General features: G+C 61.0%; 22 protein-coding genes and 2 riboswitches. Of the genes, 13 read left to right on the top strand and 9 right to left on the bottom strand.

Features of this window, described 5'->3' with window-relative positions; all coding sequences use genetic code 11:
- A partial coding sequence (locus tag GFJ39_RS08595) for a TonB-dependent receptor (protein ID WP_153430943.1) occupies nt 1-1,506 on the top strand: 1,506 nt, incomplete at its 5' end.
- Nucleotides 1,503-2,678, top strand: a complete 1,176-nt coding sequence (locus tag GFJ39_RS08590; RefSeq protein WP_325062891.1) for a histidine-type phosphatase — start codon at nt 1,503-1,505, stop codon at nt 2,676-2,678. The genes GFJ39_RS08595 and GFJ39_RS08590, both read left to right, overlap by 4 nt.
- Before the next feature lie 78 nt (nt 2,679-2,756).
- Here GFJ39_RS08590 and GFJ39_RS08585 read toward each other — a convergent pair whose 3' ends face one another.
- The 3 genes from GFJ39_RS08585 to GFJ39_RS08575 form a co-directional block, all read right to left on the bottom strand.
- Nucleotides 2,757-3,149, bottom strand: a complete 393-nt coding sequence (locus tag GFJ39_RS08585; RefSeq protein WP_011252638.1) for a DUF3597 domain-containing protein — start codon at nt 3,147-3,149, stop codon at nt 2,757-2,759.
- A gap of 76 nt (nt 3,150-3,225) precedes the next feature.
- Complete coding sequence (ahcY, locus tag GFJ39_RS08580) at nt 3,226-4,521, bottom strand: adenosylhomocysteinase (protein WP_153430941.1); 1,296 nt, start codon at nt 4,519-4,521, stop codon at nt 3,226-3,228.
- Nucleotides 4,522-4,615: 94 nt separating this feature from the next.
- Nucleotides 4,616-4,993 (bottom strand): hypothetical protein, encoded by a 378-nt coding sequence (locus GFJ39_RS08575; protein WP_153430940.1) that lies wholly within the window; start codon nt 4,991-4,993, stop codon nt 4,616-4,618.
- A 241-nt stretch (nt 4,994-5,234) separates the two neighbouring features.
- Between GFJ39_RS08575 and GFJ39_RS08570 the strand changes: the two genes are divergently transcribed.
- Complete coding sequence (locus GFJ39_RS08570; protein ID WP_325062890.1) at nt 5,235-6,299, top strand: transporter; 1,065 nt, start codon at nt 5,235-5,237, stop codon at nt 6,297-6,299.
- A gap of 102 nt (nt 6,300-6,401) precedes the next feature.
- On the opposite strand, the gene GFJ39_RS08565 is transcribed toward GFJ39_RS08570, so the two are convergent.
- The 3 genes from GFJ39_RS08565 to mutY form a co-directional block, all read right to left on the bottom strand.
- Nucleotides 6,402-8,093 (bottom strand): alpha-keto acid decarboxylase family protein, encoded by a 1,692-nt coding sequence (locus tag GFJ39_RS08565; RefSeq protein ID WP_153430939.1) that lies wholly within the window; start codon nt 8,091-8,093, stop codon nt 6,402-6,404.
- Between the two features lie 656 nt (nt 8,094-8,749).
- Nucleotides 8,750-9,394: a hypothetical protein gene (locus GFJ39_RS08560; protein WP_194285326.1), complete on the bottom strand. Its 645-nt coding sequence runs from the start codon at nt 9,392-9,394 to the stop codon at nt 8,750-8,752.
- Entirely contained in the window at nt 9,394-10,452 is a 1,059-nt protein-coding gene (gene mutY, locus GFJ39_RS08555) for an A/G-specific adenine glycosylase (RefSeq protein ID WP_325062889.1), read from the bottom strand. Before mutY ends, GFJ39_RS08560 begins: the two co-directional genes overlap by 1 nt.
- 10 nt (nt 10,453-10,462) lie before the next feature.
- Between mutY and GFJ39_RS08550 the strand changes: the two genes are divergently transcribed.
- Nucleotides 10,463-11,005: a DUF721 domain-containing protein gene (locus tag GFJ39_RS08550; protein WP_153430936.1), complete on the top strand. Its 543-nt coding sequence runs from the start codon at nt 10,463-10,465 to the stop codon at nt 11,003-11,005.
- A 112-nt stretch (nt 11,006-11,117) separates the two neighbouring features.
- Entirely contained in the window at nt 11,118-11,717 is a 600-nt protein-coding gene (locus GFJ39_RS08540) for a hypothetical protein (RefSeq protein ID WP_194285325.1), read from the top strand.
- A gap of 66 nt (nt 11,718-11,783) precedes the next feature.
- Here the strand turns inward: GFJ39_RS08540 and serB are convergent, their stop codons facing one another.
- A complete protein-coding gene (serB, locus tag GFJ39_RS08535) occupies nt 11,784-12,677 on the bottom strand; it encodes a phosphoserine phosphatase SerB (RefSeq protein WP_153430934.1) in 894 nt (297 codons plus the stop codon).
- Between the two features lie 41 nt (nt 12,678-12,718).
- Here serB and miaA point away from each other — a divergent pair, with 41 nt between their 5' ends.
- The 6 genes from miaA (at nt 12,719) to speE (ending at nt 18,840) form a co-directional block, all read left to right on the top strand.
- Entirely contained in the window at nt 12,719-13,711 is a 993-nt protein-coding gene (gene miaA, locus GFJ39_RS08530) for a tRNA (adenosine(37)-N6)-dimethylallyltransferase MiaA (protein WP_153430933.1), read from the top strand.
- 30 nt (nt 13,712-13,741) lie between these two features.
- Complete coding sequence (ilvB, locus tag GFJ39_RS08525) at nt 13,742-15,535, top strand: biosynthetic-type acetolactate synthase large subunit (protein WP_325062888.1); 1,794 nt, start codon at nt 13,742-13,744, stop codon at nt 15,533-15,535.
- Complete coding sequence (ilvN, locus tag GFJ39_RS08520; RefSeq protein WP_153430932.1) at nt 15,535-16,062, top strand: acetolactate synthase small subunit; 528 nt, start codon at nt 15,535-15,537, stop codon at nt 16,060-16,062. The genes ilvB and ilvN overlap by 1 nt, the downstream gene beginning before the upstream one ends.
- Complete coding sequence (gene ilvC / locus GFJ39_RS08515) at nt 16,062-17,081, top strand: ketol-acid reductoisomerase (RefSeq protein ID WP_153430931.1); 1,020 nt, start codon at nt 16,062-16,064, stop codon at nt 17,079-17,081. Before ilvN ends, ilvC begins: the two co-directional genes overlap by 1 nt.
- Nucleotides 17,082-17,422: 341 nt before the next feature.
- Nucleotides 17,423-17,902 (top strand): adenosylmethionine decarboxylase, encoded by a 480-nt coding sequence (gene speD / locus GFJ39_RS08510; RefSeq protein WP_153430951.1) that lies wholly within the window; start codon nt 17,423-17,425, stop codon nt 17,900-17,902.
- Nucleotides 17,903-17,967: 65 nt separating this feature from the next.
- On the top strand, nt 17,968-18,840 hold the full coding sequence (gene speE / locus GFJ39_RS08505; protein WP_153430930.1) for a polyamine aminopropyltransferase: 873 nt from the start codon (nt 17,968-17,970) through the stop codon (nt 18,838-18,840).
- A 78-nt stretch (nt 18,841-18,918) separates the two neighbouring features.
- Here the strand turns inward: speE and GFJ39_RS08500 are convergent, their stop codons facing one another.
- Both GFJ39_RS08500 and GFJ39_RS08495 read right to left on the bottom strand, forming a co-directional pair.
- Nucleotides 18,919-19,200 carry a putative hemolysin gene (locus tag GFJ39_RS08500; protein ID WP_153430929.1) on the bottom strand — a complete coding sequence of 94 codons (282 nt, stop codon included), beginning with the start codon at nt 19,198-19,200 and terminating at the stop codon, nt 18,919-18,921.
- A 3-nt stretch (nt 19,201-19,203) separates the two neighbouring features.
- On the bottom strand, nt 19,204-19,506 hold the full coding sequence (locus GFJ39_RS08495) for a putative quinol monooxygenase (protein WP_153430928.1): 303 nt from the start codon (nt 19,504-19,506) through the stop codon (nt 19,204-19,206).
- 91 nt (nt 19,507-19,597) lie between these two features.
- A riboswitch (glycine riboswitch) is annotated at nt 19,598-19,687 on the top strand.
- Nucleotides 19,688-19,764: riboswitch (glycine riboswitch) on the top strand. It begins immediately after the preceding riboswitch.
- An 82-nt stretch (nt 19,765-19,846) separates the two neighbouring features.
- Here GFJ39_RS08495 and gcvT point away from each other — a divergent pair.
- Both gcvT and gcvH read left to right on the top strand, forming a co-directional pair.
- The gene (gcvT, locus tag GFJ39_RS08490; protein WP_153430927.1) at nt 19,847-20,980 is read left to right on the top strand and encodes a glycine cleavage system aminomethyltransferase GcvT; all 1,134 of its coding nucleotides are present in this window, start codon (nt 19,847-19,849) and stop codon (nt 20,978-20,980) included.
- A 36-nt stretch (nt 20,981-21,016) separates the two neighbouring features.
- The gene (gcvH, locus tag GFJ39_RS08485) at nt 21,017-21,376 is read left to right on the top strand and encodes a glycine cleavage system protein GcvH (protein ID WP_153430926.1); all 360 of its coding nucleotides are present in this window, start codon (nt 21,017-21,019) and stop codon (nt 21,374-21,376) included.
- Nucleotides 21,377-21,388: the final 12 nt, after the last annotated feature.

Below are 21,388 nucleotides of genomic sequence, written 5' to 3'. Positions count from 1 at the left end.
GATCTTGCGCCTGAGACGACACTGACATTCGAGACGACCTATAACAAGGAATGGCAGTATACGACGCAGGGCGCGACGCTCGCCGAATATGCGAAATACGGCAAAAATTACGGGTTGTGCAACGATCCGTCCAAACAGTGTTATTATGGATATAATCCCAGCACCTACACGTCCGATTTTGATTATGTCAGCCTCAAAAGCCGTCTTGCATCGTGGCTGACGATGGAAAACCAGCTTTATATGAGCGGGTTCGAGCATGATTATACGGAAAGCACGGATGCCAGCCAGACGAGCACGGCTGCGAATGGCGTGACGTTCTATAATGCGGCCGGGAAGAAGGTGGCGACCTATGCCAATGACATTCCCGGAAAATATGCAGACGCCAAATTCCGTTCCTATGGCGATACGTTGCGGTTCAAGGCACATACGTCCTATGCCGATGTTCTGTTCGGGGTATGGGCGGATGTGCAGAAGGACCGCCGCTACACATACGCACTGGATCTGAGTAAAAATGCGACCCCGGTTCCGTCCAAAACCGGCTCGGCTTACAGCTATGATATTTCTGATCTGAACACGACGATCCAGCCCTATCTTGAGTTTAATATTCATTCCTGGAAAGGGGCGGTTATCAAGCCTGGTGTAAAATATTCAATGTTTACCAGGGACTATAATGCGGCAATCAACAAATCCACGAAGGTGCCACTAAAAGATACCCAGCATTATGGGTCCTGGCAGCCATCCGTTGCGATCAATCAACGTATTATGAAAAACTGGAGTGCGTACGCGCAGATCGCGCGTGGCTTTCTGGCCCCTCCCATGTCGGTTTTTCAGGTTAAATCGGTTGGGAATGTGAAGCCCGAAACGACGCTGAATTATCAGATCGGGTCGGTTTATCACGGCAAGAACTGGATGTTGTCGTTGGATGGATATTACATCGATTTTTCCAATTATATCGCATCTGCACAGATCAAGGTCGATGGAATCGGGACGACTTCGACATATGTGAACAGCGGTGGCGCGATTTATAGGGGCATCGAGCTTGAGGGACAGTATGTCATCGGATACGGCTTCTCGCTTTACGGCAATTACAGCGTGAATGATGCGCGCTACAAACACAGCACGGTGCGTGTTGCGACGACGCCGGATTCTCTGGCATCGTTCGGCCTGCTTTATGAAAATCCGAAGGGGCCTTATTTTTCGTTGATGGGGAAATATGTCGGGCATCACTGGGGGTTGGACAGCACCACCAATTCGGCTGGTCATACAGTGTTTGAAAACCAGTACAGAATCCACGGCAATGTGACGGCGGATCTGGCTCTGGGCTGGCGTATTCACAACATCGGTGGCTTCATGCGTGATGTGACGCCGAGCCTCAAGATTTCCAACCTCTTTAATAATCGCTCCATCAGCGATTTTGCGGGCAATCAGTCTTATGGTGATGCGCCGCTTTACTGGCGGCTGGCCGGACGGAGTGTGTTCTTCAACATGACGGCGACTTTCCCGTGAAAAAGACGCCTTCTGTCCTTCTGCTGCTCCTGTCCCTGACGGGATGTTCGGACGGTGCCTCTGTGCCGTCGGGGGCAGTTCTGGAAAAAGTCGTGCTTCTGTCGCGGCACGGGATCCGGAGCCCGACGGCATCTGCGACGGTTTTGCGGGAGAAGACCGGTTTCGATTGGCCGGAATGGTCTGTTGCTCCCGGGGAGATGACGCCGCACGGGGCCGTTGCGCTGGCAGCCATGGTTCAGGCTGTCCGAACGCATTATGTGGATCTCGGATTTGATCCGTTACGATCATGTTCCGATGGCGTACGGATCTGGGCGGATGGCGCGGATCATCGGACGCAGCAGACCGGCCAGGTCTGGGCGCGGAATCTGGCGCTGAATTGTCATGTTTCTGCGCAATGGCAGGAGCATGGGCCGGACCCTGTGTTCAATGCCATTGCGGCAGGACGCGCGGTGCCTTCGAAGCAGGATACGGAGCAGGCGTTTGTCTCCATGCTGCCCGTTTCAAAGAGTTCGGACGTTCGGCGTGGTTTGCAGGCTTTGCAGACATTAATGGCGCCCGGCGCGTGTGATGGTGTTGCGCATACGGCGTGGTGTCTGCGCGATGATGCGGTGCTTGAATGGAAGAAAGGCGCGCCGCATCTCTCGGGAGGGGTGGCAAGGGGTGGCATGGCGGCGGAAAATCTGCTGCTGCTGTATTCCGAGGGCTTTGGGATGGATGTTTTCGGGTCTGCGAAAGCGGATGTTCCGGGGCTTCTGAAAGCCGTTCTGCCGGTTCATGAGGCGGAGAGCCGGATGTTGCGGCGTCTGCCTGTTGTGGCTGCGGCGCGTAACGGGGTGATGGCTGAGGGCATTCAGGCGTTTCTGGCGGACCTTCCGGTGACGGAGATTCCGGGTGTGACGGGGTCCACGCGGCTTCTGGTGCTGGCGGGGCATGATACCAATCAGGATGCCGTGGCGGCGATTTTCGGGCTGTCCTGGGCGTTTGAGGATCAGCCGGACAGTACGGCGCCGGATACGGTTCTGGCGTTCGAGCGGTGGCGTTATCCGGACCGGCATGTGGAAGTCAAAGTGCGGATTTTCCATCAGTCGCTTGAGGAACTGCGTGCGGGGCAGGCATCCGGTGTGGAGCGGTCGATGCAGACGCTGGAGCCGGGGAATGCGATCCTTCCCTGAGGTCAGCGTTTCATAAAAAAAGCCCGGCTGTCACCAGCCGGGCTTTTTTTTATGGTGTCCGTGCGGACGGGACGCGGATCAGTGCGTCCAGTCAGCCGGGACCTTGCCGCCATTCTTGGCCAGCTCGGCATAGACCTGCTTGATGAGCCAGACGTTCATCGTCGCGGTGTCGTCCGTGCTGCCCGAATAATGCAGTTCGCCGGCCAGTTCTTTGCGGGACTGGAGCGAGCTGTCGAGACCGAGCAGCTTCAGGAGATCCACGATGGAGGTCTTGTAGTTCAGCGGCTGGCCGGCCTTGGATGCCAGATCGGACAGGACGGCGTCCACGTCCACCGGAGCTGCGGCAGGCGCTGCTGCGGGAGCAGCCGGAGCGGCGGCAGGTGCAGTGGCGGCCGGGGCTGCACTGGTGGACGGCGTTGCGGCTTCGGCATGTCCGAAGATCTTGGACATGATGGTGCTGAAAAGACCCATGGGTGTAACTCCTGTTGGTTAAGGAAATCCGGAAAAGGGCGTCACCGGGGTTTCGCCCTTCCTGATCCGCCTTGTCTTAGTAGCGGTATTCTTCGTGCTTGAACGGACCATTGACGGGAACGTCGATGTAGTCGGCCTGTTTCTGTGACATTTTGGAAAGTTCCGCGCCGACCTTTGCGAGGTGCAGGGCGGCGACTTTCTCGTCCAGAGACTTCGGCAGGGTGTAGACCTTGACTTCGTACTGGCCCGGCTTTGCCGTCCACAGTTCGATCTGCGCCAGGGTCTGGTTGGTGAAGGACGCGGACATCACGAAGGACGGGTGGCCTGTCGCGTTGCCCAGGTTCACCAGACGGCCTTCGGACAGAAGGATGATGCGGCGGTTCGGAGCCAGTTCGATCTCGTCAACCTGCGGCTTGATGTTGTTCCAGCGGTAATTGCGCAAGGCTTCGACCTGGATTTCGCTGTCGAAGTGACCGATGTTGCAGACGATCGCACGGTCCTTCATCTCACGCACATGGTCGATCGTGATGATGTCCACGTTGCCCGTGCAGGTGACGAAGATGTCGCCGCGCGGGGCCGCGTTTTCCATCGTGACGACTTCATAGCCTTCCATGGCGGCCTGAAGGGCGCAGATCGGATCGACTTCGGTCACGAGCACGCGGCAGCCTGCGTTGCGCAGGGAGGCAGCGGAGCCCTTGCCCACGTCACCGTAACCGGCAACCACGGCGACCTTGCCGGCCATCATGACGTCCGTGCCGCGACGGATCGCGTCCACGAGGCTCTCGCGGCAGCCATACAGGTTGTCGAACTTGGACTTGGTGACGCTGTCGTTCACGTTGATGGCCGGAACCTTCAGCGTGCCCTTCTTGGACATTTCCCACAGACGATGCACGCCCGTCGTCGTCTCTTCGGAGATGCCGCGCACGTCCTTGAGCATTTCGGGGTACTTGTCGTGCATCATGATGGTGAGGTCGCCACCATCATCGAGGATCATGTTCGGTGTCCAGCCATCGGGAGCATGGATGGTCTGCTCGATGCACCAGTTGAACTCGTCTTCCGTCAGGCCCTTCCAGGCGAAGACGGGGATACCAGCGGCCGCGATGGCTGCTGCGGCGTGATCCTGCGTGGAGAAGATGTTGCACGAAGACCAGCGGACCGTGGCGCCAAGAGCGATCAGCGTCTCGATCAGCACTGCGGTCTGGATGGTCATGTGCAGACAGCCGGCGATGCGTGCGCCCTTGAGCGGCTGTGAGTCCTTGTACTCTTCGCGAAGAGCCATCAGGCCCGGCATTTCGCCTTCGGCGATGGAGATTTCCTTGCGGCCCCAGTCTGCCAGAGTAATGTCGCGAACCTTGTAATCCTGCGTCGTCATGAAATGGCCCTTGCTGCCCATCTTTGGATGGCTGCCTGTATAAAGGCTTGGCGGACCCGCGGAAAGGGCGGGCCCGGCAATAGGTCCGTGCGTCTTATTGCGGAGATGTGGTCTGCGGCGTCGTGTCGGTCGCAGCAGACGTTTTCCTGTGCGAGCGGTGATGCTTGCCGGAGAGTTTGTGCACGTTCTTCTGGTCTGACGGGACAGGACCGGTTTCGTTCGTGGTGCGGCTCATGGCGCCGGGGGCGGCCGGCGCTGGCTGGTCCGGCTGTTCCGTTATCGTGCGCGGATTGGTCGGCAGACTGTTGTTCGGCTGGCTGATCGTGGAGTTCTGGGCCTTCTGGATGGCCGAAGTCGAGGTCTGCGTCTGGTCGTTGCTGGGTGCGCTGACGGCCTGGGCCATGACGGCCGGAGTGGCGGCGGCAGTGCCCAGCAGAAGGCTGGCAACGAAAAATGACGTGCGGATGGACATGAACATTCCTTTCCGGAGGGGAGTTCCCCTGCGTCAGGGGCTGACTCATCAGGGAGTGTGGGAATAACCGCTGCAACCCGTCGGAGTTGCATCGCGGAGGGCTCTGTTTGCGGAAAGAGGGGTATATTGCGTCGATCTGCGGACCATGCGAGAAGCCGGACTGGATTACTGTCCTATCGTTTCTGTTGAACCTGCATGCCGGTTCTGCCGGTCCTGAACCCCCTGAGAACAGGAGGATGTCGTGTCAGACAGCACTGCCTACAACTTCCCCTTCACGGTTCTGGACCCGGAACATCAGGAAACCGGCGCGCCCGCTTTTGCAAACGGTCTCGTCTGGGCGGTTCATGCCGTGCCGGGGCAGGAGCTGCGCACGCTTGGATCGGCGGAAGTGGAAATGCTTCTGGCGCCGGAGCGGCCGCTTGAGACCGATGGCTGGTACTGGCTGCATTTCGATACGGTACATAGTTCGGCGCGGGGCTATGTCGCGCATCTGCCGGATCTGCCCGAAGACGTCTGCGCCATGCTGGCCGAGACGGAATATGGCATTGCGCTCGAGGCGTTCGGGGATCTGATCTGGGGTGCGCTGCCGGCGTTTGACGATGCCCTGTCCGAAGAAGACCGGGACATCTGCGCCTGGCGTTTTGCGATGCGGCCCGATCTGCTGCTCACGACGCGCCGCAACCCCATTCCGGTTCTGGGCGCGGCGTATCGTTCGCTTAAGCCGGATCAGATTCCGAAGACACCTGCGGGAATCATCGACCGCGCCTTGCGTGAGTTCACGGGGACGGTACGGCGGCAGCTCGGACATCTGGATGACGAGCTGGACCGGGCGGAAGACGTGCTCCTGCTGATCGAGCATCGCTCCGATCTGGGGCATCTGGGTAGCATTGTCGGCAAGGTGCGCCGTCGTGCAACTGAATTGCGGCGGGTGGTGACGCCGATCGATCGTGTTCTGAAAGACGAGGATCTGGATCTTCCGGACTGGGCCGAGGACGAACTTCGGGACAGGGCCGAGCGGCAGGTTCATGCGGCGCTGGACGATCTGATCGCGCTTCAGGACCGTGCGCGGTCTTTGCAGGACGAGCTGGGGTCCAATCAGGCGGAAGAGACCAACCGGCGGCTGTATATCGTCTCGGTCGGAACCACGTTGATGCTGCCTGCGACCTTCGTGACCGGGTTTTTCGGCATGAATACCGGCGGGATGTTTCTGGCGCAGGGGCAGATGGGGACCGTGGAGGCGGGCATTGTCTGTTTCGTCTTCATGACCGTGACGTTTCTGTTCATGAAGATTGCGCGTCTGCTCTGATTTTTCGGTTGAGAGCCTCTTCAGAAGAAAAACCCCCCGTGCCGGGCACGGGGGGGTTTTTTTATGTCACACGGACGATCCGGGAAGGATCAGACGTTCTGTTCAGACGATCTGCGGCTTGCGGGAGTTGGCAGCGGCCACGGCCTTGCCCCATTCCACGAGGGTCTTGGTGCAGTCCGTGCGATCGAGCTTGCATTCGATGAGCGTCGGGCCGCGGGTGTTTTTCTTGGCCTTTGCGATGGCATCGGCGAGTTCAGCACCCGTCGTGGCATGCAGACCAAGACCGTACTTGCCGCTTTCCTTGCCGGGGACGCCCTGATTGAAGCACTGCATCAGAGCCGCGTAGTCCCAGTTCTGGATATAGTTGTACGGGCCGTCATGGATGGCGATTTCGATGACGTAGCCGTGGTTGTTCACCAGGAAAATGATGACCGGCAGTTCGTAGCGGACCATCTGGGCCACTTCCTGCGCCGTCAGCTGGAAGGAACCGTCACCGACCATCAGGACGTGCTTGCGCTCCGGCGACGCGGTGGCGTTGCCGAACATGGACGGAACGGACCAGCCGATGTGACCCCACTGCATTTCCGTCTCGACCTTCGCACCTTCGGGAAGATGCATGCGCATGGCGTTGAACCATGAGTCGCCGGTCTCGGCGAAGAGGGTGGTGTTGCCGTCGACCAGTTCGTTGATCTGGCGGGTCATTTCGTCGTTGGACAGCGGCTTGGCCGGGTCGGCCTTCGGCAGGATGACGGGCTTGTATTCGCCGGTCAGGGCTGCGGACTTCTTCGGGGCTTTCTCGGTCAGGGCCTTGACGAATTCCTTGAGGCGGAAGCCGTCGAAGGTCTTGCCGTTGACGGTGACGCGGTCGGGATCGACCTCGAGAACCTTTGCGCCTTTGATAACGCTCGTCCAACCTTCCGACGAGTAGTCGTTCCAGACCGGAGCCAGAGAGATCACGGCGTCAGCGCCTTCAATGATGGCCTGTGCGCCCGGGCTGCTGACAGAGCCCCAGTACACGCCACGGAAGGCGGGGTGCGTCTCGGGAAAGTAGCTCTTTGCAGCCGCCATGACCGTGACGGGGCAGCCGAGCTTGTCAGCCAGTTCGACCGTTTCCTTGAGGGCTTCGGCTGCGCGCAGCTTGGTGCCGACCAGGATGGCGACCTTGTTGGCCTTGCTGAGGAAGCTCAGGCTTTCGTCCAGAGCGGCCTTCAGGCTGGCTTCGTCCGGACGCGGATGGGCGTGCAGGGACGAGACCGGACCCGGACGGACGCAGGGTGCGGCCGAGATGTTGCAGGCGATTTCGAGATAGGCCGGCTTTTTCTCGCGCAGCATTGTGCGGATGACGTGGTCAATCTTGGCCGGGGCGGTTTCAGCGGATGTGATGCTCTCGGCGGCACAGGTGACGTGCTTCGCCATTTCCCTCTGATAGCTGTATTCCGTCGTGCCGATCGTGTGGTGCAGGACGTGGCCCGAACCGTGATCGTTGGAGTTCGGCGCGCCCGAAATCACGAGGATCGGCAGGTTTTCGGCATAGGCGCCGCCAAGGCCGTTCATGGCGGAGATGGCGCCGACGCTGAAGGTGACAACGGCAGCGGCCGCACCGTTGGCACGGGCGTAACCTTCCGCGGCGAAGGAGCAGTTCAGCTCGTTGCAGTCATAGATCTGCTTTGTGCCGCCCTGTTCGATCAGCTGGTCGAGCAGAACGAGGTTGTAGTCGCCTGCAACGGCGAAATGATGCTTCAGGCCGATCTGTGTCAGTCGTTCGGCAAGATAATGTCCGACAGTATAAGTCATGATTTCAGTACCTCAGGAGCCATAGGGACGGTCAGATGACTGGATGATCTGCCTCGCTGACAGGACCATGCAGTCATCCGACCGAAGGAAGGCGGGTGACAGGTCACGGGTATCCGGAAGGACCGCATAGCCAGTTGGGACAACAGGTGTGCCGGGAAGGGACCTGTCCGGGAAAAGTGTATGAGGCCAACCGAAGTTCGGGGGCAGGTGTCTGGAGCAGGGTGCTGAAAGGTGACGTGCCGTCAGGGGGGTGGAAAAACCGGGAACTTCAGGTGTGCGATTTTCTGTCGTTAAATATCGGGTAGTATAACAGAAGAGACGGCCCGTTCCGTCATGACGGACCCCAGAAGCGGCAAGAAAAGAACCTCTAGATAACATATCTTCCCATGACAGCCGGAAAACAGACCGGCTTCGTATGAAATACCTGCCTGCTCCAGACACGAGAATATTTAGAACAAAAATCCTATCTGTGAAGGACATCAATCAAACATTACAATTAATTGAAAAAACCCTTTCTCATGAGGGGGAATTTAATACAGAAGGATGGCTTTCACGAAACGGATGAGGACCAGAAAGGTCTGGTTCTTTCATTTCAGGTTGGATATATCGTTGCTGCGTCCCGGAGGGCCCTTTCGGGACTGGCCGCGTCTCCGGTTTTACAGTGTTTCCGGTGCCGGAGTCGGGCCTGCCTGGCGATGCACGACAAGAGGGGTCGGTGCGATGTCGATCTGCCATGTCAGGTCGATCGAGGCATTCGTGCCGGGCATGATGTGGCCGATCCGGGTCAGGACGTCGGTGTTCAAGAACAGGGGGAGGTTCCTGTCGCCGAATCTGAGGATCATATTCTCCTGCAATATTGGTGTTGGCAGGACTGTGTTCGTGTCGTCTTCCAGTTTCAGGGCGTCAGGAGTCACGAGCAGGGAGAGGCCCCGCAGCATTTCCAGAGTCAGGGGCAAGAAGGTTTCCCACTCCTTCTGCGCCGGGGAATGGTAATCCACGAAACCGGACCCAAAAGGGACGCTGATCAGGTAGGTCTCAGACTTCGGCAGGAAGAAGGCGACCCGGTTATGGGGCAGCTCCTGCATTTCCATGTCTGGAAAAGCCCGGGGCATGGACACGCGTTTTTCCATGAACGGCCGATAGGGGAACTGGAAGGTTTCCGGGACAATGGCGCAGAGTCCGGGCAGGCGGCCTGGCTGGAAAAGGGTGCGGGTCGGAGCATCTTTCAGCGGATCGTGGTCAAGCATCCAGCCATGCCAGTCCATGAACCACAGGCGCAGTGTCGGGGATGTGTCAGTCATCATGTCTCCGGAGTCTGCCTGGTGAGGGCCAGGCATTTCTTCATGACGCCGGGCAGGGCGGCGCGCTTTGCTGAACGGAACGTGCCGAAAGAGGAATCGATCCCTGCATTATGGCTCTGCGGAAGGCAAGCCTCGTACACCGTGAGGTACAGGGTGAAATGGGTGAAGACATGGCGGATCTCGCCTCTGCGCATCCAGTGGGTCAGGCAGGGGGCGTGGATGAGGGCTTCTTCGTCCGTCCAGGGCGTGCTGCGCCAGTCGGTTCCGGGGAGTTCGTCCATGCTGCCGAGCAGACCGGTGGGGGGGCGTGTGCGCAGGAGGATCTGGCCGTCGTTGTCATGCAGGAGGAAATGCGCACCGTAGCGGATGGGGCGGGCCTGTCTGGGCTGTTTGGCCGGGAGCTGTGCTGCGATGCCGCGGGCATGGGCGATGCAGGATGTCTGCCAGGGGCAGGTCAGGCAGGCAGGACTGCGCGGGGTGCAGATCGTGGCGCCGAGATCGAACAGGGCCTGTGCGAAATCGGAAGGGCGGTTCTGGGCGACAGGATCGTCGTTCAGGAGTGCTGCCTGTTTTGCCAGAAGGGGGCGTGAGGTCGGAAGGGGATCTTCGATGGCGTTCAGGCGGGCGGTGACGCGCTCGACATTGCCGTCCACGGGGACGACGGGGCGTCCGAAGGCGATGGCGGCGATGGCGCGGGCTGTGTAAGCGCCAATTCCGGGAAGGGTCAGCAACTCTGCAACCGTATCGGGGAAACCGCCACGTTCGGAGACGCGTTTCGCACAGGCATGGAGATTGCGGGCACGGGCATAATAGCCAAGGCCGGCCCAGAGGTGCAGGACGTCTTCGAGCGGGGCCGCCGCGAGGTCCTGCACCGTCGGGTAATGCGTGAGGAAGCGCTCGTAATAGGCTATGACGGCTTTGACGGTTGTCTGCTGGAGCATGATTTCGCTCAGCCAGACGGCGTACGGGTCCGGACGATGGCCGGGGAGGCTGCGCCATGGCAGAATGCGGCGGTGGTGGTCGTACCAGCGCAGCAGGGCGGATGCATCAGGAGTCACGGGAACGGATATGACGAAGGATCGCGGTTCGGACAAGCGCCCCACACGAAACACGGCCCGAAAGAAGGCCGCTCCCGAGCCTGATGGCTGGGTGCCGTCAGAACGGAACTGGACACCGCGTCGCTCGGGGGCGAAGCAGATCGGGTCTTTCGTACAGGCATTGACGCAGCCTGTCTTCAAGAAGAAGCCGCCGGTTCTGGCGCGTCTGATGATGGACTGGGCAGATTTTGTCGGACCGCGTCTGGCGAAACAGACCGAGCCGAGACGTCTTTCCGCGGGGACGCTGACGCTGGCCTGTGCGGGGCCGATCGCCATGGAGCTTCAGCATCGGGCGCCCCAGATCATCGAACGTATCAACGTCGCCTGCGGGTTGCGGGGGGAATACGGAATCGAGCGTCTGAAGATTGTTCAGGATCTGGTCGCGTTCGAGCGGCCGACGCCGAAGCGTCCGAAACCGGTGCAGATCGAGGTGCCGGATATCGAGGATGAGGAGCTTCGGCTGGCGCTTGAAAACCTGGGTGGACATCTGGGCGCGCGGCGCCGGAGAAGGTGACGGAAATGTTTCACGTGAAACAAGTTGTTTCGTCATGGGAAAGCCACCTTCTCACGCGATCTGATAATGCCGATATGGGAAAATGATCAGGCTTTCCCACAGGAGACTTGCCATGACCTTTGCACACAGACCCGCTGCCGCACTGATGCTGGCCCTGCTGGCGTCCTCGATTTCTCTTCCTGCCTTTGCCCAGCATGGCGGCGGCGGAGGTGGCGGGCATGGCGGTGGTGGAGGCGGTGGCTTCCATGGCGGCGGTGGCATGGGTGGTGGCGGTTTCCATGGAGGTGGCATGGGGCCCGGCGGCATGGGCGGCGGCGGATTCCGTGGTGGTCCCGGCGGCGGTTATCGTGGTGGCTGGGGAGGCGGTTATGGCGGGGGCCGTCCTGGCTGGGGTTTCCGTGGCGGCGGCTGGGGCGGTGGCTGGGGTGGCCCGCGCTTTGGTGGCTGGGGTTATCCGGGCTGGGGTGGCTGGAACGGCTGGGGCGGTCCAGGCTGGTTCGGTTACGGCTGGGGCATGCCGGGCTGGGGCGGCGGCTGGGGCTGGGGCGGCTGGGGCCTTGGCGTCGGTCTTGGCATGGCGGCCGGAATGGCTGTGGCCTCGCCTTATGGCTATGGCGGCTACAGCGGTTATGGATATGCGCCGGGCTATGCTCCCGGTTATTACGCCGCCCCGTCCTATTCGGGTGTGCCGCCCTACACCTGGGGATACTGATCGAAAAAAGCCGCCGGAGTTCAGGACTTCGGCGGCTTTTTCGTTTCTGGTGCTGCGGATGTCCGGTTAGTCGGTGACAAAGTCCCGCGCGTGATAACCCTGTGCGAAGAGATGCGCGCGCAGGCTGGCGAAGTTGATCTGTGTGGAAATGATGCGGCGGACATTCGGCTTGGCGTGGAAGGCCAGACCGAGGCCGGCACTGGCGAGCATCGGGATGTCGTTGGCGCCGTCGCCTGTCGTCAGTGCCGCACGAAGCTGCACGCCGCGCTCGGCCGTCAGGCGTTCGAGATGGTCGCGTTTGGCGTCGGGGCCGAGGATCGGGCCAGCGAGATGGCCGGTGATTCTGCCGTCTGCGATTTCCAGTTCATTGCCGTAATTCTCGTCGAATCCGCAGAGTTCGGCCACGCGCTGGGTGAACCATGTGAACCCGCCCGATACGAGGGCCGTGCGACCGTTGTGTTTGCGCATGGTCTGCACGAGTTCGCGCGCGCCTTCCGTCAGGGTGACGGACTCCCAGACCTGTTCGAGAACCGAAGCCGGTTTTCCGGCCAGAAGGGCCACGCGCTGTTCGAGCGCGGTTTCGAAATCGAGTTCACCGTTCATCGAGGCGCGGGTGATGGCCGCGACCTCTTCGCCGCAGCCCAGAAGGTCCGCCAGTTCGTCCAGCGTCTCGCCGGTGACGATGGTGCTGTCCATGTCCGCGACGAGGATGGCCCGGCGGCGGCCGCGTGTCTTGAGAAGCAGCGCATCGACGCGGTAGGGCGCAAGCGTTGCGCGGATCGTAGTGATGTTGGCCGATCCGGGGCGTGGCGGTGGGCAGGGAATGTCGACCGCTTCGCCCGGAGACAGGACGATGGGCGCGTTGCCCTTGACGAGCGCGCGGGCCATGTCGATGGCCTCGGGTTTGAGGGGACCGGATTCCCGGTCGGCGATAAGGGTCAGGACGGCAGGAAGGGACATGGGCTCTCGTAACGGTCCGGCGCGTGTGGCAGGAGGGGAGAATGAACGCCCCGAAGATAATAAAAACCGCGCTCATTGTGGCTGGCCCGACGTGCTCCGGCAAGTCGGCACTGGCGCTCGACCTTGCCCGGACCTTTGGCGGCACGGTCATCAATGCGGATTCCATGCAGGTCTATCGTGATCTGCGGATTCTGACGGCCCGGCCCGACGAGGCTGACGAAGCCGCTGTGCCACACCGGCTTTATGGCGTGCTGGATGCGGCCGTGCCGGGCAGTGTGGCCTGGTGGCGGTCCGAGGCGCTGCGGGAGATGGACGAGGCTTGGGCCGTGGGGCGTCTGCCGATCCTGTGTGGCGGGACGGGGATGTATCTGCGGGCGCTGACAGATGGTCTGGTGGAGGTGCCGGACCCCGGCGATGCGGCGCGGACCAAAGCGCGGACTCTGGCGGAGGAGATCGGGCCGGAGGCGCTGCATGCGCGGCTGATGCAGGTTGATCCCGAGACGGCGTCTGGTCTGCGTCCGAACGACACGCAGCGGATTTCGCGGGCCTGGGAGGTCTGGACGGGGACGGGGCATGGGCTGGCCTGGTGGCGGTCGCAGCCGGGGCTGCCGCCTGCTTCCTGTCGGTTCGTATCCGTTCGGCTGGACCCGGAGAGGGATGGTCTGCGCCGGGCAATCGATTCCAGATTCGGGCAGATGCTGGAGGCCGGGGCTCTGGACGAAGTGTCGCATCTGCTGGAGCGGGGGCTCGATCCGGTTCTGCCTGCCATGCGTGCGCATGGCGTGCCCGAACTGGCGGCCGTTCTGCGAGGGGATGTGACGTTTGAGGAGGCACGGAAATCCGCGGTCCTTGCCATTGGGCGCTATACGCGGCGGCAGGCGACATGGTTCCGGCATCATGCGCTGGGAAAGGGTGAGGATGCGATGATTTTGTTGCGTAGATATACCAATTCTGCGCAAGATTCGGAAAGTCAGTATGAAAAAATAGAGAACTTTATATCGGAACGAGTTGACGTCGCTGCGCGGGCGTCCTAAATCCCGCCGCTCATACCTTGGGAGGAAACGGTGACGGCTGCTGAAAGAGACGCAGGAACAGGCAATGAGGCGCTGAATGGCGCGGAGGTGCTTCTGCGCGTTCTCGATGAAGAGGGTGTGGAGGTCATATTCGGATATCCGGGTGGGGCTGTCCTTCCGATTTACGATGCTCTTTTCAGGCAGGACCGGATTCGACACATTCTTGTGCGTCACGAGCAGGCCGCCGTTCATGCTGCCGAAGCTTATGCGCGCTCGACGGGCAAGGTTGGCGTGGTTCTGGTGACGTCGGGGCCGGGTGCGACCAATGCCGTGACCGGGCTGATGGATGCGCTGATGGATTCCATCCCGCTCGTCTGCCTGTCGGGTCAGGTGCCGACCAAGCTGATCGGCAATGATGCGTTTCAGGAAGCCGATACGACGGGCATCACGCGTCCTGCGACCAAGCACAACTACCTCGTGCGGGAGCCGGGGGCGCTGGCGCAGACCGTGCGTGAGGCGTTCGAAGTCGCGCGTTCTGGCCGTCCGGGGCCGGTTCTGGTGGATCTCCCCAAGGACATCACGGTCGGCAAGGCGCCACTGACGAAGCCTGCGCTGTCGCGGTTGCGGCGTCTGAGCCATCAGGGTGGGCCGGATGCGGAGGCGATCGCGCGGACCGTCGAGGCGATAAAGACGGCCAAGCGCCCGCTTTTCTATACGGGTGGTGGCATCATCAATTCCGGGCCGGAAGCGTCGGAGCTGCTGCGTCGTCTGGCGCGCAAGACCGGTTTCCCGGTGACGTCCACGCTGATGGGGCTGGGCGCGTTTCCGTCTCCCGATCCGCAGTTTCTGGGCATGCTGGGGATGCACGGATCGGTCGAGGCGAACATGGCCACGCATGGCTGTGATCTGCTGATTGCGCTGGGGTCGCGTTTCGATGACCGCGTGACGGGGCGTGTGGATGCGTTCTCGCCCAATTCGTTCAAGGTTCATGCCGATATCGACCCCAGCCAGATCGACAAGATCGTGCCGGTGGATGTGCGGATCGAAGGCGATGTGCGCGATACGCTCGAAGCCCTGCTGGAAGCCTGGGGCGATACGCCTGCGCCGGATCTGTCCACCTGGTGGAACCAGATTGCGTCCTGGCGGAGTGTGGACGGGTTCGGCTTCACGCAGGACATGACGCCGTCCGCCATCATCCGTCCGCAGCATGCTGTTCGTCGTCTGTATGAACTGGCGAAGGAGACGGGACGGGATACGTTCGTGTCCACCGAGGTCGGACAGCACCAGATGTGGGCGGCCCAGCACTTCCAGTTCGACAGGCCGAACCGCTGGCTGACGTCGGGTGGGCTGGGGACGATGGGCTATGGTCTGCCGGCGGCCGTGGGCGCGCAGGTGGCGCATCCGGATGCGCTGGTGATCGACATCGCCGGTGAGGCGTCCACGCTCATGAACATTCAGGAACTGGGGACGATCGCGCAGTATCGCCTGCCGGTGAAGATCTTCATCCTGAACAACCATTATATGGGCATGGTCCGTCAGTGGCAGGAACTGCTTCACGGGTCGCGCTATTCACAGTCCTACAGCGAGGCGCTGCCGGACTTCGTGAAGCTGGCCGAAGCGTTCCACGCGACCGGGATGCGGGCGACGCATGTGGGTGAGCTGGATGACGTGATCCGCCGGATGCTGGCGCATGACGGGCCGGTCGTGGCCGATATCTGCGTGGCCGAAGGCGAGAACTGCTATCCGATGATCCCGTCGGGTGCGGCGCATAACCAGATGCTGCTGGGTCCGGATCAGGATTCCGAAGCGGCGGGACTGACCGAAGAAGGGAAGATGCTGGTCTGATGACGGAGACGATCCAGAATTCGGTCATTTCAGTCCTGATCGAGGACGAAAGTGGCGCGCTAGCCCGCGTGGTGGGCCTGTTTTCCGGCCGTGGCTACAACATCGAGAGCCTGACGGTGGCGCTGGTGGATGCGGAGCAGAAGCTCTCGCGCATCACGGTGCTGACGTCGGGCACGCCGATGGTGATCCGGCAGATCAAGGCGCAGCTCAAGCGCCTGATCCCGGTGCATGATGTCTGCGACCTGACGGAAGAAGGCCCTTATGTGGGGCGTGAGCTTGCGCTGGTGAAGGTCGTTTCGTCGGGCGAGCGCCGGACGGAGGCCCTGCGCATTGCGGATTCGTTCCGTGCGCGGCCGGTGGATACGACGGCCACGAGTTTCGTGTTCGAGCTGACGGGGTCTCCCGAGAAGATCGACGCGTTCATCGAGTTGATGCGCCCCCTTGGCCTGGCCGAGGTTTCGCGCACCGGGATTGCCGCCATCGGGCGCGGTCCTTCAGTGTTTCATCTTAAAAAGGAGCCTGTCTGATGCGGGTGTATTACGATCGCGATGCCGATCTGAATCTGATCAAGAGCAAGAAAGTCGCGATCATTGGCTATGGCAGCCAGGGTCACTCCCATGCCAACAACCTCAAGGACAGCGGCGTTTCCGACATCGTCATCGGCCTGCGTCCGACGTCCTCCGCCGTCAAGAAGGCTGAGGAAGCCGGTTTCAAGGTCATGTCCCCGGAAGACGCCGCTGCCTGGGCCGATGTGGTCATGGTCCTGACGCCGGATGAAGGCCAGGGCGCGCTGTATAAGGACAGCCTTGAGAAGAACCTGAAGCCGGGCGCTGCCCTGGCTTTCGCTCATGGTCTGTCCATCCATTTCCGCATCATCGAAGCCCGTCCGGACCTGGACGTGTTCCTGATCGCGCCGAAGGGCCCGGGCCATACGGTCCGTTCCGAATATCTGCGTGGTGGTGGTGTGCCGTCCCTCGTGGCCGTGGCGCAGAACGCTTCGGGCAATGCGCTCGAGATCGCCCTGTCCTACGCCTCCGCAAATGGTGGTGGCCGTGCGGGCATCATCGAGACGACCTTCAAGGAAGAAGTCGAAACCGATCTGTTCGGTGAGCAGGCTGTCCTGTGCGGTGGTCTCGTCGACCTGATCCGCGCCGGATTCGAGACGCTGGTCGAGGGCGGTTATGCGCCGGAGATGGCCTATTTCGAGTGCCTGCACGAAATGAAGCTGATCGTGGACCTGATCTACGAAGGCGGCATTGCGAACATGAACTACTCCATCTCCAACACCGCCGAATACGGCGAGTATGTCACGGGTCCGCGCATCATCACGCCGGAAACGAAGGCCGAGATGAAGCGCGTTCTGACGGACATCCAGGACGGTACGTTCGTGCGTAACTTCATCCTTGAGAACCAGTCCGGCGGTGTTGGCTTCAAGGCCATCCGCGCCCGCAACGACGCTCACCCGATCGAGAAGACCGGTGAAAAGCTGCGTGCGATGATGCCGTGGATTGCCAAGGGCAAGCTGGTCGACAAGGCCAAGAACTGATCGGACTAATTCTGAGGGGCCGGATTCGGCCCTTTGGAACGGGGAAGCCTCGGCTTCTTTCGGGCGTCGGGATTTCCGGGATTCGTTTCCCGGCGATCCGGCGCCCGAACTGTATTTGCCGTGGGATATTCAGGAAAGTTCCGTGTCTCAGCCCTGTGTACAGGAAAGGGAAAACCCGTTTCTCATGCAGTGGGAACATGAGATGACGGAGATATGTGACATATTGGGGAATTACCCCATAAAGTGCTTGCATCGGGGGGGAGGGGCCGCTAACTAGCGCGCTTCTTGGCCCAAGGGGGCAATTTTGCCCAACAGGCTGTCTACTGGTTTGGGGGTACGTGATGAACGCACTTGCTCAACTGGGGATGGTATCGGAACTCCCGAGAGATATCCAGAACAGCGCCGCTCACTTCGTCGAGGATGAGCGCAAGGATTACTTCATTGAGCGTGATGGCGAGCGTTTTGCCGGCAATCACCTGCTGATCGATTTCTGGGATGCCCGGAATCTCGACGACCCGATGCGGATTGACGAGACGCTGTGTGAAGCTGCCGTGGCGGCTGGTGCCACGATCCTGCACAGCCATTTTCATCACTTCACGCCCAATGGTGGTGTGTCCGGCGTGATCGTGCTGGCGGAAAGCCATATCTCGATCCATACGTGGCCGGAACGGAATTATGCGGCTGTGGACGTGTTCATGTGCGGTGTGTGTGATCCGAACCTGTCGATTCCGGTGATGCAGCGCCTGTTCCAGGCCGGCCGGGTCGAGGTCGACGCCGTACGGCGCGGTCGCGTGCAGGAGAAGGCCGCACAGGCTGCCTGAACTGACGAAAGGGCCGGGTGAAACCGGTCCTTTTTCAATATCATCCCACAAGGAAACGATGATCCATGGCTGAAACATGGCTCAACGAGACCCTGTACCCGGACTGGGGACAGCGTTTTCTCGTTACGCGCGAACTCGCACGGGTAAAATCCGATTTTCAGGACGTCGTGGTGTTCGAAAGCTCCAGCCACGGCCGCGTGCTGGTGCTGGATGGTGTCATCCAGATCACCGAGCGTGACGAGTTCGTCTATCAGGAAATGCTGACGCACGTCCCGCTGCTGGCGCATCCCTGTGCAAAACGTGTGCTGATCATCGGTGCGGGCGACGGTGGCGTCCTGCGTCGCGTGTTGCAGCATCAGACGGTCGAGCAGGCTGTGATGGTCGAGATCGACGGTGCGGTGATCGATCTCTCCAAGCAGTATCTGCCGGATATCGCCGGAGATGCGTGGAACGACCCACGGGCCGAGGTTATCGTGGGCGATGGGATCGATTATGTGGCGAATGCGGCTGATGGCTCGTTCGATGTGATTATCGTCGACAGCACCGATCCGATCGGTGTGGGCGAAGTGCTGTTCACGGACGAGTTCTACAGCAACTGCGCACGTATCCTGTCAGCCGAAGGACTGATCGTGAACCAGTGTGGCGTTCCGTTCATGCAGGCCGATGAACTGCATGAGACGAGCCTGCGTCGTGCGAAGTTCTTTCCGCATGTGGGCGCGTATGTGGCGGCTGTCCCGACCTATGTCGGCGGATTCATGACGCTGGGCGTGGCGTCGAAGGGTCAGGCGCCAAGCACCCAGACGGTGGAGCAGATCCGGACCCGTGCGGAGGCTGCGAAGATCTTGGGGACGACACGCTATTGGACGCCGGAGATCCATGTCGGGTCGTTCAATCTGCCGCCCTATATCGCCGAGCATCTTCCGAAAACGGCCTCCTGAGGGGGCCCTGGTTCCGGGGACGTCTGAAGAGCCGGGCAGGATTTTTTCCTGCCCGGTTTTTTTGTCGCCAGGCCGTGGTCAGGGTTCCATCTTCGCCAGTGGCGCCACGCAGCGCTTTTCGCGGAACAGGACCCATTCATCACAGACCTGATTGGGCGGCAGGAGGCAGACACCCGTCTCGCCGCCGGCACTCCGCACATCGCTGTGTCGGCCACCATGCTGGGTGCAATAGACGCTGGCAGGATTGGGGATACCGATCAGATGGGCTTCGGGATTGTGCTGCGGATGGGAAGCGCAGGCGGAAACCGTGCCGCACAGGAGGGTGATGGCGAGGAGGCGTTTCGTGCTTGAAAGACGCATTGCTCAGGGAGCCCTTTTCTTCAGGAAGCGGACGCTGCGTTCCTTGATGTCCAGTTCTTTTACAGCGTTTGCGAAGACCCCGAAATGCGGGGTTTTGAGATGGGCTTCGAAAGCGGCGCGGTCGGTATAGACTTCCACGAGGATGACCGTGTCGGCTTCCGTCTCGGGAGAGAGGACCGTGAAGCTGTGGCAGCCGGATTCGTCGGCGACCGAGCGTTCGCTGTCATAGGCGCAGGCTTCGAGAAACTTCTCGTAGGTCGCGGGTGTGGTCTCGAATTCGGCAATAACCGTCAGTTCGCCAGCCATGGGATTTTCCTTCATGCATTTAAGGTCAGAAGAGACAACGCATGAGCGATCGTAACGATTGCGGAGTTTTCCGGAAACTGGCAGGATCGGGGCGACCGACACGGGAGAGACCGGCCGAGAGGCTGGCGCCGAAGGAGCAACCGCCCCGGAAACTCTCAGGCCAAAGGACCGAGGCGGTCAGGACATTCTGGAGAGAGGTGCGCGCGCCGCATCCGCCGACGGGATAGCGATCTCAGGCGAAAGGACAGAAGGGGCGACGTTTTTTCCGGCCGCGTTCCGCGTGGTGCCGGGGGCGTCTGCATCTTCACGTCTTTAGAGAGAATGGACCGGGCTTTTTCGTATGAGCGATTCCCTCCAGCGTACTCCCCTTTACGATCTGAATCTGGAACTTGGCGCGAAAATGGTGCCGTTCGCAGGCTTTGAAATGCCGATCCAGTTCCCTGCGGGGCTGATGGCGGAGCATCTGCATACGCGCGAGAAGGCCGGTCTGTTCGATGTGTCCCATATGGGGCAGATCCGCATTGCCGCGAAAAGCGGCGACGTGAAGGACGCGGCTGCGGCGCTTGAGACGCTGGTCCCTGCCGATTATGTCGGGCTTGCCGCCGGGCGTCAGCGTTATGGCCTGCTGACCAATGACGAGGGTGGCATTCTGGACGATCTGATGGTCGCGAATATGGGCCATGACCTGCTGGTGGTCGTGAATGCGGGCTGTAAGGTTCAGGACGCGGACCGGATCGAGAAGGCGCTGTCTGATCGGTGTGTGGTGACGCGCCAGTTTGATCGGGGGCTCATGGCGCTTCAGGGGCCTGCTGCGGAAGCGGCTCTGGCGCCGCTTTGCCCGGCCGTGAAGGACATGCGCTTCATGGATGTGATCGAGACGGAACTCGCGGGTGTGAAGGTGACGGTGTCGCGGTCCGGCTATACGGGCGAGGACGGGTTCGAGATTGGCTGTGCGGGCGCGGATTCGGAGAAAGTCGCGCGTGCGATTCTGGGGCAGCCGGATGTGTTGCCGATCGGGCTTGGCGCGCGGGACTCGCTGCGTCTTGAGGCCGGGCTGTGCCTGTATGGCAATGACATCGATGTCACGACCACGCCGGTTGAGGCGTCGCTGGGCTGGGCGATCCAGAAGGCGCGTCGTGAGGGCGGTTCCCGCGAGGGGGGCTATCCAGGTGCGGAAGTCGTGCTGAAGCAGACACGCGATGGCGTAGAGCGTAAGCGCGTCGGGCTGCTGGCGGAAGGTCGGGCTCCGGTGCGGGCGGGGGCGAAGCTCTTTGCCGATGCCGAGGGGCAAAAGGAAATCGGGGTGGTCACGTCCGGAGCGTTTGGCCCGAGCGTGAAGGCTCCTGTTGCGATGGGCTATGTCGCGTCGGATCACGCGGCGGTGGATACGCCCGTCTTTGCGGAACTGCGGGGCAGGTATGTGCCGCTGCATGTGCGGGCGATGCCGTTCGTGGCTCCCGGCTTCAAGCGCTGAACTTACAGTCGAACTTCAGATCAGGAAAAAGCAGCAATGACGACCTATTACACGAAGTCCCATGAATGGATCCGCGTCGATGGCGATCAGGCCACTGTCGGCATCACGGCTCATGCCTCCGAAGAGCTGGGCGAACTGGTGTTCGTCGAAGCCAAGGACGAAGGCACGGAAGTCGCCGCCGGGGATGCGGCGGCGGTCGTCGAGTCCGTGAAGGCGGCGTCCGACATCTATGCGCCGGTCGCGGGCACGCTGGCTGGCTTCAATGACGCGCTGTCCGATGATCCGACGCTGGTGGGCAAGGATCCGGAAGGCGAGGGCTGGATCTTCCGCATGACGGTTGCCAACCCGGACGACCTCAAGGGCCTGCTGACGGCCGAACAGTACAAGAGCCTCTGAGGGCTTGCGGGG

The organism is Gluconobacter aidae (assembly GCF_009547075.1).
GTDB classification, from domain to species: Bacteria; Pseudomonadota; Alphaproteobacteria; order Acetobacterales; family Acetobacteraceae; genus Gluconobacter; species Gluconobacter aidae.
The sequence above is the reverse complement of the archived record's forward strand: the minus strand, read 5'-3'. Positions and strand labels throughout refer to the sequence as shown.

Excerpts from the sequence above, each read along its gene's own strand:
- serB (WP_153430934.1), bottom strand. The coding sequence starts at position 12,677 with ATGTCCCTTCCTGCCGTCCTGACCCTTATCGCCGACCGGGAATCCGGT.
- ilvC (WP_153430931.1), top strand. The coding sequence starts at position 16,062 with ATGCGGGTGTATTACGATCGCGATGCCGATCTGAATCTGATCAAGAGC.
- GFJ39_RS08565 (WP_153430939.1), bottom strand. The coding sequence starts at position 8,093 with ATGACTTATACTGTCGGACATTATCTTGCCGAACGACTGACACAGATC.
- gcvT (WP_153430927.1), top strand. The coding sequence starts at position 19,847 with ATGAGCGATTCCCTCCAGCGTACTCCCCTTTACGATCTGAATCTGGAA.
- GFJ39_RS08500 (WP_153430929.1), bottom strand. The coding sequence starts at position 19,200 with ATGCGTCTTTCAAGCACGAAACGCCTCCTCGCCATCACCCTCCTGTGC.
- GFJ39_RS08575 (WP_153430940.1), bottom strand. The coding sequence starts at position 4,993 with ATGTCCATCCGCACGTCATTTTTCGTTGCCAGCCTTCTGCTGGGCACT.
- GFJ39_RS08560 (WP_194285326.1), bottom strand. The coding sequence starts at position 9,394 with ATGACTGACACATCCCCGACACTGCGCCTGTGGTTCATGGACTGGCAT.
- GFJ39_RS08495 (WP_153430928.1), bottom strand. The coding sequence starts at position 19,506 with ATGGCTGGCGAACTGACGGTTATTGCCGAATTCGAGACCACACCCGCG.
- GFJ39_RS08550 (WP_153430936.1), top strand. The coding sequence starts at position 10,463 with ATGACGAAGGATCGCGGTTCGGACAAGCGCCCCACACGAAACACGGCC.
- speD (WP_153430951.1), top strand. The coding sequence starts at position 17,423 with ATGAACGCACTTGCTCAACTGGGGATGGTATCGGAACTCCCGAGAGAT.
- ilvN (WP_153430932.1), top strand. The coding sequence starts at position 15,535 with ATGACGGAGACGATCCAGAATTCGGTCATTTCAGTCCTGATCGAGGAC.
- GFJ39_RS08540 (WP_194285325.1), top strand. The coding sequence starts at position 11,118 with ATGACCTTTGCACACAGACCCGCTGCCGCACTGATGCTGGCCCTGCTG.
- ahcY (WP_153430941.1), bottom strand. The coding sequence starts at position 4,521 with ATGACGACGCAGGATTACAAGGTTCGCGACATTACTCTGGCAGACTGG.
- speE (WP_153430930.1), top strand. The coding sequence starts at position 17,968 with ATGGCTGAAACATGGCTCAACGAGACCCTGTACCCGGACTGGGGACAG.
- GFJ39_RS08585 (WP_011252638.1), bottom strand. The coding sequence starts at position 3,149 with ATGGGTCTTTTCAGCACCATCATGTCCAAGATCTTCGGACATGCCGAA.
- miaA (WP_153430933.1), top strand. The coding sequence starts at position 12,719 with ATGAACGCCCCGAAGATAATAAAAACCGCGCTCATTGTGGCTGGCCCG.
- gcvH (WP_153430926.1), top strand. The coding sequence starts at position 21,017 with ATGACGACCTATTACACGAAGTCCCATGAATGGATCCGCGTCGATGGC.